The 15,525-nt window shown below is 40.7% G+C and carries 10 protein-coding genes; 9 read left to right on the top strand and 1 reads right to left on the bottom strand.

Features of this window, described 5'->3' with window-relative positions:
• Window positions 1–20 precede the first annotated feature (20 nt).
• Window positions 21–2,582: a penicillin-binding protein PBP1a gene (gene ponA / locus RMB06_RS08745; protein WP_032052651.1), complete on the bottom strand. Its 2,562-nt coding sequence runs from the start codon at window positions 2,580–2,582 to the stop codon at window positions 21–23.
• A gap of 161 nt (window positions 2,583–2,743) precedes the next feature.
• Here ponA and RMB06_RS08740 point away from each other — a divergent pair, with 161 nt between their 5' ends.
• The 9 genes from RMB06_RS08740 (at window position 2,744) to gltB (ending at window position 15,462) form a co-directional block, all read left to right on the top strand.
• The gene (locus tag RMB06_RS08740) at window positions 2,744–3,802 is read left to right on the top strand and encodes a pilus assembly protein PilM (RefSeq protein WP_005067078.1); all 1,059 of its coding nucleotides are present in this window, start codon (window positions 2,744–2,746) and stop codon (window positions 3,800–3,802) included.
• A complete protein-coding gene (locus RMB06_RS08735; protein WP_033848908.1) occupies window positions 3,802–4,443 on the top strand; it encodes a PilN domain-containing protein in 642 nt (213 codons plus the stop codon). The genes RMB06_RS08740 and RMB06_RS08735 overlap by 1 nt, the downstream gene beginning before the upstream one ends.
• Complete coding sequence (locus tag RMB06_RS08730; protein ID WP_005067082.1) at window positions 4,440–5,219, top strand: type 4a pilus biogenesis protein PilO; 780 nt, start codon at window positions 4,440–4,442, stop codon at window positions 5,217–5,219. Before RMB06_RS08735 ends, RMB06_RS08730 begins: the two co-directional genes overlap by 4 nt.
• Before the next feature lie 11 nt (window positions 5,220–5,230).
• Entirely contained in the window at window positions 5,231–5,758 is a 528-nt protein-coding gene (locus RMB06_RS08725) for a pilus assembly protein PilP (protein ID WP_005078479.1), read from the top strand.
• 62 nt (window positions 5,759–5,820) lie between these two features.
• Window positions 5,821–7,947, top strand: a complete 2,127-nt coding sequence (pilQ, locus tag RMB06_RS08720) for a type IV pilus secretin PilQ (protein WP_311079079.1) — start codon at window positions 5,821–5,823, stop codon at window positions 7,945–7,947.
• Window positions 7,948–7,958: 11 nt separating this feature from the next.
• Window positions 7,959–8,528 (top strand): shikimate kinase AroK, encoded by a 570-nt coding sequence (aroK, locus tag RMB06_RS08715; protein ID WP_032004887.1) that lies wholly within the window; start codon window positions 7,959–7,961, stop codon window positions 8,526–8,528.
• Between the two features lie 28 nt (window positions 8,529–8,556).
• Window positions 8,557–9,639 carry a 3-dehydroquinate synthase gene (aroB, locus tag RMB06_RS08710; protein ID WP_005067096.1) on the top strand — a complete coding sequence of 361 codons (1,083 nt, stop codon included), beginning with the start codon at window positions 8,557–8,559 and terminating at the stop codon, window positions 9,637–9,639.
• A 16-nt stretch (window positions 9,640–9,655) separates the two neighbouring features.
• On the top strand, window positions 9,656–10,525 hold the full coding sequence (locus RMB06_RS08705) for a hypothetical protein (protein ID WP_032004886.1): 870 nt from the start codon (window positions 9,656–9,658) through the stop codon (window positions 10,523–10,525).
• A gap of 461 nt (window positions 10,526–10,986) precedes the next feature.
• Window positions 10,987–15,462 (top strand): glutamate synthase large subunit, encoded by a 4,476-nt coding sequence (gene gltB, locus RMB06_RS08700; protein WP_171294552.1) that lies wholly within the window; start codon window positions 10,987–10,989, stop codon window positions 15,460–15,462.
• Window positions 15,463–15,525: the final 63 nt, after the last annotated feature.

Raw genomic sequence — 15,525 nt, 5'->3', positions numbered from 1 at the left:
TCTAACGATGGCTTTTTCTATTATTCAATCTGATTAATCAGATTTTCTAATTCATCTTTTTCTCGCTTAGGAGCGGACTCCTGTGAAGGTCTCATGGCAGGAGGCGCAGCTTTTGACGGAATAACAATTTCTTCACCTGGTAAATCGGAAAAGTCATTGTCATTGCTTAGTTTTGGTTGTGGCGGTGCTGGTCGATAGAGCGGACGTGCTAGTGGTGGAGCCGCACGATAAGTTTTCTTATCGGCTACTTCTGTCACCGTTTCTTGTTGGTCACGTGAAATAGGACCTTTAGCATCTTTATCTAAACGGACCCAAGCTGCTGGCGTACCTTGCAATGCTTGACCCATAAAGTTAATCCAGATCGGTAATGCAGCAATACCACCATATTCACGACGGCCAAGCGTAGTCGGTTGGTCAAATCCAACCCATGCTACAGTCACTAACTTGCCGTTGAAGCCTGCAAACCATGCATCTTTTGCATCATTTGTAGTACCTGTTTTACCACCTAAATCACTACGGCCAATTTTAAGTGCAGCACGACCTGTACCATGCTCAATTACATCACGTAAGATGTTCGCCATATCATAAGCAGAGCTTGACTTTAAAATACGTTGAGCTTGGCGATATTGACTGTTGTTTTTGTCAGTCTGTTTAAGATTAAGCTGCTTAGCTGCGTTTTCTTTCTGTTCTATGTCTTTATTCGTAACTTCAATGACTTCATCATCAGTCGTTGTAGGTTTTTGTTCATCACCTGTCGTGTCAGGTGCATTAATACATGGAATACATGCGTATTCTGGTTTGGCTTCATAAATGACTTTGCCGTAAGCATCTTCAATACGTTGAATGAAATGCGGTTGAACACGGTAGCCGCCGTTTGCAAACGTTGCATAACCAGTTGCCATTTGAATTGGTAATACTTGAGGAGTACCTAAGGCAATGGTGTAGTTACGAGGAATTTGATCTTCTTGTAAACCAAAATCCATAAATAATTGGCGAGTACGTTCAATCCCTACTGTTTGTAGAAGTCTTACTGATACGGTGTTACGAGACAAATATAAAGCACGACGTAATGGGATCATACCTAAGTAACGGCCATCAGAGTTTCGTGGTGTCCATTTGCCAATCGTAATTGGGCTATCATTCACCATGCTATACGGGGTCATACCTCTTTCTAATGCTAAAGCATAGAGGAATGGCTTGATTGTAGAACCCGGTTGACGCCAGCCTTGTAAGGCGCGGTTAAATTTTGATTGATAGAAGTTATAGCCGCCTACGATTGCTTCAATTGAACCATCATTAGGGTTAATTGCAATGAGTTGACCTTGAACTTTTGGAACCTGAACTAAAGACCATGCTGTTTTATTATCGTTTGGGCGTAAACGAACAATATCTTTAACTTTAACAATTTGGGACGCACGTGAAGGAGCGCCACCTACGCTATTTGCATTGCGATAGGGGCGTGCCCATGACATGCCGGACCACTGAACCGTAACGGTTGAGCCATCTTGCATTAATGCTTCAAAAGAGCTGCTATTTACCTTAGTAACTTGTGCAGGATAGGTGTTGGCATATGCTCTAAATTCAGTTAACGGTTTGTCATGTGCTTCTGCACCACGCCAGCCATGGCGACGGTCATAAGCTTCAAGGCCATCTTGCACAGCTTTTTCTGCAATCGCTTGGCGTTTAGCATTAATTGTTGTGTAGACTTTATACCCAGAATCAATGGCTTGTTCACCAAAATGCTTTACAAGTTCTGAACGAACCATTTCCCCAGCATAGGGATGAATATTATTTAAATCCCGATTGGGCATATTTAAATTGATCGGCTCTGCAACTGCTTTTTGATATTCTGCTTGAGAAATATAACCCAGCTGTAACATACGGCCTAAAATCCAGTTGCGTCGTTCGAGTGCGCGCTCAGGATTAACTACAGGGTTATATTTAGAAGGTGCTTTTGGCAAACCTGCGATCATTGCCATTTGAGCAATGCTGAGCTCATTAATGCTTTTGTTATAATAAATTTTAGCTGCTGCCGCGATACCATACGCATTTTTCCCTAAGAAGATTTTATTCACATAGAGACTGAGAATTTCTTCTTTAGACAAATTTTGCTCAATTTTTCGAGCCAAAAAGATTTCGGTTATTTTACGTTTTAGAGTTCTTTCTGGACTCAAATAATAGTTCTTTGCAACTTGCATGGTGATCGTTGAACCACCAGTTTGCACATCTGAACCCGTCACACTTTCGCTCAAAGCACGACCTAAACCTTTAAAACTGATCCCGCTATGTTCAAAGAAAGAAGAGTCTTCTGCTGCTAAAAATGCATGAATAAAAGCAGGGGGAATTTGTTTGTATTCAACCGGAATAGAAAGCTTACCACCGTACTCGGCAATCAGTTGATTGTCTGAAGTGTAGACCTGTAATGGTTTTAAGAGGGGAGCTTTTTTTAGTGAACTCATTTCTGGAAGCGATGGGGCGATATAGAGATACATGCCATAAAAGCCCATCGGAAGTGAGACTAAGATAATAATAATGATCAAAAAAATTGGACGCACGAAGCCCAAACTGGATAGCTTTTTCATGATAAGTAAGCTTTAATAAGATCGAATACAAACTAATTGTGGTCAGTATAGCCTTTAGACATGCGGATTGTTAGATGAGATATTGTATCCGTGTAAAAATAAAGACCTAGATTATTGGTTTGTAATTTTTTTTGGGGATAAAAAAATAATAGGACAATAGTGTGCTCAGGTTATATCGTAAACCGAATAAGGGGTTAATGGGCGTCGATATTAGTTCGACTTCTGTTAAGTTGTTAGAGCTCTCTGTTAAGAACGGTAAATATTGGGTAGAAAGCTATGCTTTAACGCCTTTACCTGAGAACAGTGTAGTTGAAAAAAATATTTTGAATCCAGAAGCAGTTGCAGAAGCTTTGGAACGGGCGATGAATTTAGCAAATCCCCACACCACTAACGCTGCAATTGCTGTTCCAACATCGACGGTTATTCATAAAACCATCGAAATGGATGCAGATATGAACGATGATGAACGTGAAGTTCAGATTCGATTAGATGCGGAGCAATATATACCGTTCCCTTTAGATGAGGTGAGCCTTGATTTTGAGGTTTTACCAGATCGACTGCCGAATCCAAATCGTGTGAATGTACTTTTAGTCGCAACACGAACAGAAAATGTTGAAACACGCGTAGAAGTACTGGAACTGGTTGATTTAACGCCTAAGCTTGCTGATGTTGAAAGTTATGCTGTCGAGCGTGCTTTCAGTGTGTTTGCTGATAGCTTACCCATGGGTGCAAATACCATTGGTATTTTAGATATTGGCCATACCATGACCACATTATCGGTTATGCAAAATGGCAAAATCATTTATACCCGTGAACAAGTCTTTGGCGGTAAACAGCTTACTTTGGAAATTCAAAGCCGTTACGGTTTGTCATTAGAAGAAGCGGGACGCGCTAAAAAAGAACGTTCTTTGCCAGATGATTATGACATCGAAATCTTAGAACCATTTTTAGATGCTGTAGTTCAGCAAGCTGCTAGATCTCTACAATTTTTCTTCTCTTCATCCCAATTCAATGAAATTGACCATATTTTGCTAGCGGGTGGCAATGCCAACATTCCAGGGCTTGCTAAATTGTTGCAGCAGAAACTCGGTTACCGAGTCACTATTGCCAATCCATTTTTACAAATGGGTTTCTCTCCTCAAGTCGACGTTCAAAAAATTGAAAATGATGCTTCTTCATTAATGGTTGCATGTGGCTTGGCTTTAAGGAGTTTTGATTAATGGCAACAATTAATTTACTCCCTTGGCGTGATGGGCTTAGGGAGCAGCGTAAAAAACAATTTATTATTTTATGTTTTGGGGTCGTTGTTTTGGGGATAACCACTGTATTTGCAGGGTGGTTTTATTTGAATCAAAAATTAAATGATCAAGAACAAGCAAATCAGCTCATCATCAGTACAAACCAGAATCTAGATCAACAACTTAAAACCTTAAATGGCTTGCAAGAACAGCGGGACGCAATTATTGAGCGTATGAAGCTCATTCAAGGTTTGCAAAGCCAGCGTCCGGTCGTTGTACGTTTGGTGGATGAATTAGTACGTGTGACCCCGGCAGCCATGTATTTGACTAAATTCAGTCGAACCGGAGATAAATTTACGATTGAAGGTAAAGCGGAAAGTCCAAATACGGTTGCAGAATTATTACGTAATCTCGAAGCATCGCCATGGTATCGCAACGCTTTTATGAGTTCTTTCTTGGCGACCGAAGAGAAAAAAGATAAAGCTGTAAGTTCTTTGCTTCCTAGAGTTGAAGATAGCTATGGCAGTTTTGTTGTTACTGTTGATGTAGGGGAAATGGGGGTGACCACAACAGATGATACCGCCAATACGCCTTTAGGTACGGATAAGGGGGTGGCAAAATGAGTCCTGATGAACTTCATGAGCTGTCTTTAGAACAAGCTCCATCTAAGAAAAAAAAGATCACCTTAGAAAAATTTCTTCAGCAATTTAACACGCTCGACATGAACAGTTATGGCAGCTGGCCATTATCTGTGAAAATTACGTGTTGGATTTTTATTTTCTTTGCTGTACTGGCTTTAGGGTATTTTGTTGCTATTCAACCAAAGCTACAAGCAATTGATAATGCTCAAGCACAAGAAAGTAATTTATTAAATGAGTTTCGTGAAAAAGACTCAAAATTACGCAACTTGCAGCAATACCAGCTTCAACTTCAAGAGATGCAAGCCAACTTCAATCAGCAGTTAGAACAATTGCCAAAAGAAACCGAAATTCCAAGTTTAGTTGAAGATATTAACTTAACGGGCGTGAATTCTGGTCTGAAGTTTAAAAATATTCGCTTAGAAGATGAAGTGAAGCAAGAAATTTTTATTGAACAGCCTATTACTATCGAAGCAACTGGGGATTATCACGCTTTCGGTGCTTTTGTTAGCAGTATTGCGGCATTACCACGTATTGTGACGATGCATGATTTTATTGTTGAAGCTGCTCCTGTTAAGGATGGTAAATCAGATATTCCTGTGCTTAATTATTCTATCAAAGCAAAAACTTATCGCTATATGGGCGCGGTTGAAAACCAAAATAACAGTGATCCTCAAGTAATAAATGGTGAAAGTCAGATAAACGCCTCCGATAGCCGTAATGCACATATTCCTTCTATAAAGAAGTCAAAGCGAAAGTAGGAGGATAACTAATGAAACTAAAGAAAATTTTACTTTCTCTGGGGATAGGCTTGGTTTTGGTTGGATGCGACTCTAGAATCGACGCCGTAAATCAACAAATGGCCGATATACGTAATCAGCCACCACAAGCTATAGAATCGGCACCTGTTTTTACACCTGTGCCACAATTTAATTATGCAGCCCATCAGTTAAAGAGCCCATTTTTACCAAGCTCACTTGCTGCTGAGCTGAAAATTATGGCGGGGAAACGAGTATATCCGAATTTCTCACGTGCACCACAGCCACTCGAAAGCTATGCATTAGAGTCCTTAAATATGAAAGGAAGTATGCGTAATAGCCGCGGGCAAGTCATGGCTCTGATCCAAACACCTGATCAACAAATTGAGCGAGTGCAGGTAGGGAACTATATCGGGATGAATCAAGGTCGAATTACCCATATTGGTCCTACTCAGATTGATTTGGTGGAGATTGTCCCTGATGGGCGAGAAGGCTATGTGGAGAGACCAAGAACCTTAGTGTTAATTGGACCCGCACCCTAAAATTTAGGGAATAACAAAGAAAAAATTATTTTTAAAGATTATTTATTGGGGATGGTTAGACAATGAATCAGGTATTCCGTCAGTTTTCTATGGGAGCTGTGGCGATTGCAATTATGCAGGTTGCGTCTGCACAGGTCAGCATGACTAATATTGTACCGATGCAAATAGCGGGTCAGGGAACAGAAATTCGAGTGATATTTAATGGCTTGCCACCGCAACCACAGGCATATCAGCTTGAGAATCCTTCACGTTTGATTTTAGACTTTAATAAAGCGCAGCAGAATTTAATAGAGTCAAAAGTGGCGATTGGAACGGATGAAGCGAGTTCGGTCGATGTAAGCTCTGATGATCAGCGTTCACGTTTAACTGTAAATTTGAAAGAGGCAGGTGCTTTTACTACTCGTATTGAAGGCAACACTTTTATTTTAAAGATTAATTCTGCGCAAGCTGTAGCTAAACCTGTATCAGCAAATGCAATGCAAACCCACGGTGTTTCAAACATCGGCTTCCAACGCGGTAGTCAAGGGGAAGGTCTTATTGTTATTGACCTGTTGGGGAGTAATACGCCTGTTGATGTGCAACAACAAGGCAGCAAAGTTGTAGTAAAAACTTTGGGTTCTAAAATTCCTACTCATTTAGCTAAGCGCTTAAATGTAAATGATTTTGCAACGCCTGTTTCGACCATTGAATCTTATAATGATAAAGGCAACGGTGTTATTACGATTCAATCTACTGGTAGCTATGAATATATGGCTTATCAGGCGGAAAATAAATTAACCATCAGTCTCAAGCGTCCTCAAGATAAAAGTGTAAACACTTCATCTAAACCATCTAATTATTCTGGTAATAAGCTTTCTCTTGATTTTCAAGATATTGAAGTTCGTCGCGTTTTACAATTACTTGCTGATTTTACTGGCATTAATATGGTTGCGGCTGACAGTGTGCAAGGTAACATCACTTTGCGTTTAAAAGATGTTCCATGGGATCAGGCACTTGATATTATTTTAAAAACTAAAAATTTAGATAAACGCAGAAATGGTAATGTAATTTGGATTGCTCCAGTTGCGGAACTGATCAAGGCAGAAGACGATGAGGCAAAAGCTTTAGCACAAACTATTAAATTAGCACCGATCCAAACAGATTATATTCGTTTGAATTATGCAAAAGCAGCAGATGTCCTTAAACTAATTGAAGAGACTCGTGATGGCAAGACAGCTGTCGCAAATCGTACAGCAGGTTCAGACTCTCTTGCTTTAGAAAGCTTGTTAAGCTCAAGAGGTAGTGCTGTTGCCGATACGCGTACTAATACTTTGATTGTAAATGATACAGCCCAAAATATTGATAAAGTTCGTAAAATGATTGATTTGATTGATGTACAGATCAAACAAGTCATGGTGGAAGCTCGAATTGTAAGAGCTTCTACTTCTTTTACTAAAGAGCTCGGTGTTAAATGGGGAATATTATCGCAAGGGATTACCAACAATAATAATTTATTAGTTGGTGGTAGCGAAACGACCTTATGGAATTTACGAGAGCCCAAAAAGGATGAGACTACGGGTGGTTATAAATACACGATTGAACGTCCAGATAACTTAAATGTCGATTTAGGTGTAACCAATCCGGCTGGAAGTATTGCCTTTGGCTTGATTAGTATGTCTGATTTTATGCTTGATCTCGAACTTTCTGCATTACAAGCTGACGGTTATGGTGAGGTGATTTCTACACCTAAAGTGATGACTGCAGACAAACAACCTGCGAGAGTGGCAACAGGTCAACAAGTTCCTTATCAAACCACGACGAATTCTGCTGCGGGTGCCACAGCAAGTACATCATTTAAAGATGCACTATTAAGCCTGGATGTTACCCCGAGCATTACGCCTGACGGTAAAATTCAAATGAAATTGGATATTTCTAAGGATTCTGTAGCTGGCGAAGCACCTAATGGTGAATTAATTTTAAATAAAAATAATATTAATACCAATGTACTCGTTAATAATGGTGAGACAGTCATTTTAGGAGGGGTGTTTGAGCAGACTACTTCTAATTCACAAACCAAGGTTCCTTTCTTTGGAGACATTCCTGTCGTTGGACGTTTATTTAGAAAAGATGTGAAATCTGATGATAAGCAAGAGTTACTGATTTTCGTTACGCCACGAATTGTTAATGACACTTTGGTGAGAAATCATTAATATATTTTTTAATGAAAGCAATTGAAATAGGTGGCGCCTTGCCAAGCAAAGCGTTTGAAACCCTGCCAAATATTTATTTGGTAGGGCCCATGGGGGCAGGAAAAACAACCGTTGGACGTCATTTAGCCGAACTATTAGGGCGTGAATTTTTAGATAGTGATCATGAAATTGAACGCAAAACAGGTGCCACTATTCCCTGGATTTTTGAGAAAGAAGGGGAGTTTGGATTTCGTACTCGTGAAACAGTAGTGTTAAATGAGTTGACTTCCCGTAGAGCCTTAGTGTTGGCGACAGGTGGAGGTGCAATTACTCAAGCACCCAACCGCGAATTTCTAAAGCAACGTGGTATTGTTGTTTATCTTTACACTCCTGTAGAACTACAATTACAACGAACTTACCGCGATAAAAATAGACCTCTATTACAAGTTGAAAACCCTGAACAAAAATTACGTGATTTGTTAAAAATACGTGATCCTTTATATCGTGAAGTTGCGCATTACACGATTGAAACCAATCAGGGTGCTGCTCGTGATCTTGCTCAAAAGATTTTGCAACTTATTTTGTCCAACCCGCTAAAATAGCCAAACTTACTTGTGGTTTTATAAACTCATGCAAACTTTACATGTTGAATTAGGCGAACGCCGTTATCCTATTTTTATTGGCAGTCAACTTGATCCTAAGCAGTTGCTTGAGCCTTATATTCATGGTCAACAGGTCATGATCGTGAGTAACGAAACGGTCGCTCCTTTATATTTATCTCATTATCAAGAAGCTTTAAAAAGTTTGGGTAAAACTGTAGCGACTTGTATTTTGCCAGATGGTGAGAAATATAAAGATATTCAACATCTAAATTTAATTTTTGATGCTTTACTTGAAGCTGGTTTTAATCGTGATTGTACGGTTTTAGCTTTGGGTGGTGGTGTTATCGGGGATATGGCTGGTTTTGCGTCAGCATGTTTCCAACGTGGTGTTTATTTTATTCAGGTTCCGACTACACTTCTTTCACAAGTAGACTCAAGTGTAGGTGGTAAAACGGGGATTAATCATCCTCTTGGTAAGAACATGTTGGGCGCATTTCAGCAACCTCAAGTTGTTTTGGCTGATATGGCTCAACTCGATACTTTACCAGATCGAGAGTTATCTGCTGGATTATCAGAAGTCATTAAATATGCCTTGTTGGGTGACGCTGATTTTCTTGTTTGGTTAGAGCAGAATATGGATGGGTTAATTGGGCGAGATGCTGAACTTTTAGCAGAAGCTGTTTATCGTTCATGTGCTCATAAAGCACGAATTGTGGCCAACGATGAAAAAGAGCAAGGCGAACGAGCTTTACTCAACTTGGGTCATACTTTCGGTCATGCGATTGAATCTTACCTTGGCTATGGCACTTGGTTGCATGGTGAAGCAGTAGCGACAGGGATGGTAATGGCGGCTGATTTATCACAACGTTTAGGTTGGATTTCAAGCGATGATGTAGAGCGTACAAAAAAAATTATTCAACGCGCTAATTTGCCGATATCATGTCCAAAAATTCCATTGGATGAATTCCTTGGATATATGGCGCATGATAAAAAAGTTCTCAATGGTCAATTACGTTTAGTGCTGTTAAAGCAACTTGGGCAAGCAGTAATTACTAAAGACTTTGATGTCGAACTCATGAAACAAGCTATTTTGGCAAATCAACACGGATAATAAATTAAGGTAACACATGACTGTATCACGTACACTTTGGCAGAATGTTCAACAATATATCTGGTTGGTGGGTGGTATCGTCTGCTTGTTGCTCGCTTTTATTTTTTGGGTAATGACCGATAGTAAAAAGCTGGTTGAAGTTGAAAAATCAGCTGATTCGGATGCGCCAGTGCAAATTCAGCCAGAGAAGGTAGCAACAACGGCTAATTTAGGGGCTTTAGCTGATGAAGTTAGACCTCTTGATTTAACAACTCGTACGGTTGCTTCTGGTCAGCATGAGGCAGAGTTTCGCGGTACAAAATTTATTAATGAAAACAAGAAACAATGGACGCTTGAGCTTTTCCGTGCGTCTGATGAAGATATTATTAAAAACTTTTTAAAAAATCGTCCAGAACGAAATAAATTTATCTACTTCCGTTTAAGCGGAGATAAGCAATCTGAACAATATGTTTTGACATATGGTGTATTTAAACGTTCTGAAGATGCAATTCAGCAGTTAACCCAACTTAATCTTGATTTACCTGAATCAATTAAACCCCAACCGCAACAATTTTCGACCTATGCGCCATTAGTCAATGATTTAGGGGCGGATGAAATGAAGGGTGGTATTAGCCAAACTTATGAAGTGCGGTTACGTCCAGCTGCTCTGCCTAAAATTGATGAGTCCTTACTCATAGGGGGCGGCGTGGCTACACAACCTAAAGTGGTGGCTCCAGCAACAAACTCTACAACTCGTACAACCATTATTCGTCGAGATGCTGAGGGGAATGTTGTGGATGTACATCAGTCTAATTCGGCAGTTGATGTGGCTAAAAAGGCTCAACAGAATCGTACAACAGAACCTTCAGTAAAAAATGCAACAAATGAGGGCACAAGAGGGAATTAATTATAAGGATGTATCGCACAAATATGGTGCAATAATAATAAGCATATATATTTTTTGATCACCTGTGGTGCATATTTAGTCATTTATTAAAATGATAACGCGAATAAAATCGATCTATTTTCAACAATTATAAATACTTAATTGTAAAAAATAACATTGGCATAGTTTTTGCTTTATTCTTGTGCTTATTAATGTGCTGTAAACTATTTTAGCGCTCTAAAGAGTAAATTCTATGCAGAGTCGAGGGGTCGAACTGCTTTAAAAGAGTGCGAAATAAGTCAAAACATTTTTCTAGCAAAAACCAGTGTACGTAAAAATGGAACAGCGTATATTGGCTTATCAGCCCAAAAATTTTTTTTGTGAAACATTGAGCTAACTGTCGTCCGTAGGCACTATCGCAAAAAGAAGTTGTTTGTTTGACGCTCGAAAGAGCCTTATTGAAAGAAGGGTACGCTATGCACATGCCATCGCCTAATACTGTAGCTCCCGCTCAAGGTTTATATCAACCTGATGAGTTTAAGGATAACTGTGGTTTTGGACTGATTGCCCATATGAAGGGTGAATCAAGTCATCATCTAGTTGAAACCGCGATTCACAGTTTAAGTTGCATGACGCACCGTGGTGGTATTGCCGCAGATGGCAAGACGGGAGATGGTTGCGGCTTATTATTGGCGATGCCAAAGCAATTTTTCCGTGATGAAGCAAAAAAACTGAGTGATATTACACTGAGTGAAATTTTTGCTGTGGGTACTGTATTTTTAAATACTGATCCGGCATTAGCGCAACATTCTAAAAATATTTTAACGAAAGAAATCGAGTCAGATGGCCTACGTGTACTGGCTTGGCGTGTTGTCCCTACAAATAACGATGCATTAGGTGAAATTGCGCTTCAATCTTTACCAGCTTTTGAACAGGTCATTGTGAACTGTCCAATGGGCGTAACTGAAGTTGAATTTAACCGTAAATTATTCTTGGCACGTCGTCGTGCAGAACAACAATTACAAAATGATCCGTCATTCTATGTGACTACGCTTTGTTCGACAGTAATCAGCTATAAAGGCTTGATGATGCCGGCTGCAATTGCTGAGTTCTATACAGACTTAGCAGATGAGCGCTTAAAATCACATATCGTGGTATTCCACCAACGCTTCTCTACTAATACATTACCGCGTTGGCCGTTGGCTCAACCATTCCGTTACCTTGCTCATAATGGTGAAATCAACACAATTACAGCAAACCGTAACTGGGCGTTGGCGCGTACTCCTAAATTTGAAAACCCATTATTACCAGGTCTTACTGAGCTTAACCCAATCGTTAACCGTACGGGTTCGGACTCTTCAAGCTTAGATAACATGCTTGAGATCTTAGTTGGTGGTGGTATGGATTTATTCCGTGCCTTACGTATGCTCGTACCACCAGCTTGGCAAAACGTAGAAACTTTAGATGCAGACTTACGCGCATTCTATGAGTTCAACTCTAAACATATGGAAGCTTGGGATGGCCCAGCAGGTCTTGTTATTCAAGATGGTCGTCACGCAATCTGTATGCTTGACCGTAACGGCTTGCGTCCTGCGCGTTGGGTAATTACTAAAAATGATTACATTACTTTGGCATCTGAAATCGGTGTTTGGGGTTATGAGCCTGAAGACGTAGTTTCTAAAGGTCGTGTAGGTCCTGGCCAAATTTTGGTAGTTGATACCTTAACAGGCAAAGTACTTGATACTAAAGATGTTAGTACACATTTGAAAAACATGCGTCCGTACCGTGAGTGGTTGCGTGATCATGCGATCCGTTTAAATGCAAACCCAGAACTTGAAGAGCAATTAGTCGATAAAGGCTTAACTGGCGACGCTTTAAAAGCGGCTCAAAAAATGTTTATGGTGACATTTGAAGAACGCGACCAGTTGTTACGTCCAATCGCTGAAAGTGGACAAGAAGCTGTTGGTTCGATGGGTGATGATACGCCAATGGCTGTATTGTCTCGTCAAGTACGCCACGTAACAGATTACTTCCGTCAACAGTTCGCTCAAGTTACGAACCCGCCAATTGACCCGCTACGTGAGTCAATTGTAATGTCGCTTGAAACCTGTTTGGGTCGTGAGCAGAATGTATTTGAGCAAGGCCCTGAGCATGCTGACCGTATCATCATCTCTAGCCCTGTATTGTCAAATTCAAAAATGCAGCAAATCCGTAGCATTGAGCGTCCGGGTTATGAAGCAGTTGATATCAATTTAAACTATGCCGAAGAAGAAGGGTTACAAGCTGCGATCACGCGTATCTGTGAAGAAGCGGCGCAAGCGGTTCGTGATGGCAAAACTTTAATTGTTTTAACAGATAAAAATATCCGTCAAGGTTTACTGCCAGCAAACGCAGCACTTGCAACAGGTGCGGTACATCATTACCTCATCAAAACTGGTCTGCGTACTGATGCAAACATCATGGTTGAAACTGGTTTTGCACGTGATCCGCATCAATTTGCGGTATTACTTGGTTTTGGTGCAACCGCAGTTTACCCATATCTTGCATATGACGTGATCAATGATTTGATCGCTAAAGGTGAGCTTTTAGGTGACCCAATTCATGCGCAAGCAAACTTCCGTAAAGGTATTGAGAAAGGCTTATTAAAAGTCCTTTCAAAAATGGGTATCTCTACAGTTGCTTCTTATCGTGGCGGTCAGCTATTCGAAGCAGTAGGTTTATCATCAGAAGTGGTAGATCAGTGTTTCTTAGGTGTTCCAAGTCGTATTCAGGGTGCAACATTTACTGATCTTGAAAAAGACCAGAAAAAATTAGCAGCAACAGCTTGGTCAAATCGTAAGCCAATTGATCAGGGTGGTTTACTTAAATTCGTATTTGATAAAGAGTACCATGCGTTTAACCCAGATGTGATTAACGCATTACACAAAGCCGTTCGCTCTGGTAAATACGAAGACTTTAAAGAATATGCTGAGCTGGTGAATAACCGCCCAGTAGCGACTATTCGTGACTTATTTAAGTTAAAAACAACGAACTCAATTCCAGTTGAGCAAGTTGAATCAGTTGAAGATATCTTGCCTCGCTTTGATTCGGCAGGTATGTCTTTAGGTGCTCTTTCTCCAGAAGCACATGAAGCAATTGCAATCGCGATGAATACGATTGGCGGTCGTTCAAACTCTGGTGAAGGCGGTGAAGATCCTGTTCGTTACGGCACAATTCGTAACTCGAAAATCAAACAGATCGCATCTGGTCGTTTTGGTGTAACTCCTGCATACCTAACTTCTGCTGAAGTATTGCAAATTAAAGTTGCTCAGGGTGCGAAACCAGGTGAGGGCGGTCAGTTACCGGGTGGTAAAGTAAATGGCTTAATCGCACGTTTACGTTACTCAGTACCAGGTGTAACGCTAATTTCACCTCCACCACACCACGACATTTACTCAATTGAAGATTTGTCTCAGTTAATTTTTGACTTGAAGCAAGTTAACCCGAAAGCAATGGTATCTGTAAAATTGGTATCTGAGCCGGGTGTAGGAACAATTGCAGCAGGTGTTGCTAAAGCATATGCGGACTTCATTACCATTTCTGGTTATGACGGTGGTACCGCAGCATCTCCACTTTCTTCAATTCACCATGCAGGTTCTCCATGGGAATTGGGTCTTAGCGAGGCGCATCAAGCACTTCGTGTAAACGACTTACGTGGAAAAGTACGTGTACAAACTGATGGTGGTTTAAAAACTGGTCTTGATGTAATCAAGGCAGCAATTTTAGGTGCTGAAAGTTTCGGCTTTGGTTCAACACCAATGATCGCTTTAGGTTGTAAATACCTCCGTATTTGTCACTTAAATAACTGTGCAACCGGCGTTGCAACTCAACAAGATCATTTACGTCAAGAGCACTACATTGGCGAGCCAGAAATGCTCATCAACTTCTTCCACTTTATTGCGGAAGAAACTCGTGAATGGTTGGCTGCACTAGGTGTTTCTTCATTGAAAGACTTGATTGGTCGTGTTGATTTGCTTGAAGTATTACCGGGCGAGACTGAAAAACATGCTCACCTTGATTTAAGTGCTCTGTTAACTTCTCATCCTTCTGCTGAAGGTAAAGCACAATACTGTCAAGTAGAAGGTAATGCACCATTTGATAAAGGTGTATTGGCTGAGAGAATGGTCGCTGAAATGCTTCCTGCAATTGAGTCAAGCGCTGGTGGTCAGTTCAACTTCAACGTCGTGAACTGTGACCGCTCAATCGGTGCTCGTGTTTCGGGTGAAATTGCTCGTCGCTACGGCAACTTGGGTATGGAAGCTCATCCAGTTGTAATGAACTTAACTGGTACAGCTGGTCAGTCGCTTGGTGTTTGGAATGCTGGTGGTTTACACATCCGTCTTGAAGGTGATGCAAACGACTATGTAGGTAAAGGTATGGCGGGTGGTCGTATTTCGATTTTCCCACCACAAGGTTCACCTTTCCAAACACAAAACACAGCAATTATTGGTAATACCTGTTTGTATGGTGCAACTGGCGGTAAGCTTTTTGCAGCAGGTACAGCGGGTGAGCGTTTTGCAGTTCGTAACTCTGGCGCATTTGCTGTAATCGAAGGTGCGGGTGATCACTGCTGTGAATATATGACAGGTGGTGTTGTGACTGTACTTGGTAAAGTAGGCCATAACTTTGGTGCGGGCATGACTGGTGGTTTTGCTTATGTACTTGACCTCGATAATGACTTCGTAGATTACTACAACCACGAATTGATCGATTTAAATCGTATTTCAACAGAATCTATGGAAGATCATAAAGAGTTCTTGTTGCGTATTATCGATGAGCATATCAAAGAAACTGGTAGTGCTTGGGCTTATAAAATCCGCAATGAGTTCGATTTCTACAGCCGTAAATTCTGGCTTGTGAAACCAAAAGCTGCTAACTTGCAAACGCTTTTGAAAACAACACAAGCTGACCCACAATAATTCCACGACTGCAAAGACATAGGCAGGTGCGGGCAACAAGGAAATCCGCGCCTACCCACGGAG

Source organism: Acinetobacter sp. V104_13 (genome assembly GCF_031798995.1).
In the GTDB taxonomy this organism is placed as follows: domain Bacteria; phylum Pseudomonadota; class Gammaproteobacteria; order Pseudomonadales; family Moraxellaceae; genus Acinetobacter; species Acinetobacter pittii.
The sequence above is the reverse complement of the archived record's forward strand: the minus strand, read 5'-3'. Positions and strand labels throughout refer to the sequence as shown.

What these genes read in the sequence shown, in the direction of transcription:
- ponA (WP_032052651.1), bottom strand. Translation starts at nt 2,582, where the DNA reads ATGAAAAAGCTATCCAGTTTGGGCTTCGTGCGTCCAATTTTTTTGATC.
- RMB06_RS08735 (WP_033848908.1), top strand. Translation starts at nt 3,802, where the DNA reads ATGGCAACAATTAATTTACTCCCTTGGCGTGATGGGCTTAGGGAGCAG.
- RMB06_RS08730 (WP_005067082.1), top strand. Translation starts at nt 4,440, where the DNA reads ATGAGTCCTGATGAACTTCATGAGCTGTCTTTAGAACAAGCTCCATCT.
- RMB06_RS08725 (WP_005078479.1), top strand. Translation starts at nt 5,231, where the DNA reads ATGAAACTAAAGAAAATTTTACTTTCTCTGGGGATAGGCTTGGTTTTG.
- pilQ (WP_311079079.1), top strand. Translation starts at nt 5,821, where the DNA reads ATGAATCAGGTATTCCGTCAGTTTTCTATGGGAGCTGTGGCGATTGCA.
- aroK (WP_032004887.1), top strand. Translation starts at nt 7,959, where the DNA reads ATGAAAGCAATTGAAATAGGTGGCGCCTTGCCAAGCAAAGCGTTTGAA.
- aroB (WP_005067096.1), top strand. Translation starts at nt 8,557, where the DNA reads ATGCAAACTTTACATGTTGAATTAGGCGAACGCCGTTATCCTATTTTT.
- RMB06_RS08705 (WP_032004886.1), top strand. Translation starts at nt 9,656, where the DNA reads ATGACTGTATCACGTACACTTTGGCAGAATGTTCAACAATATATCTGG.
- gltB (WP_171294552.1), top strand. Translation starts at nt 10,987, where the DNA reads ATGCCATCGCCTAATACTGTAGCTCCCGCTCAAGGTTTATATCAACCT.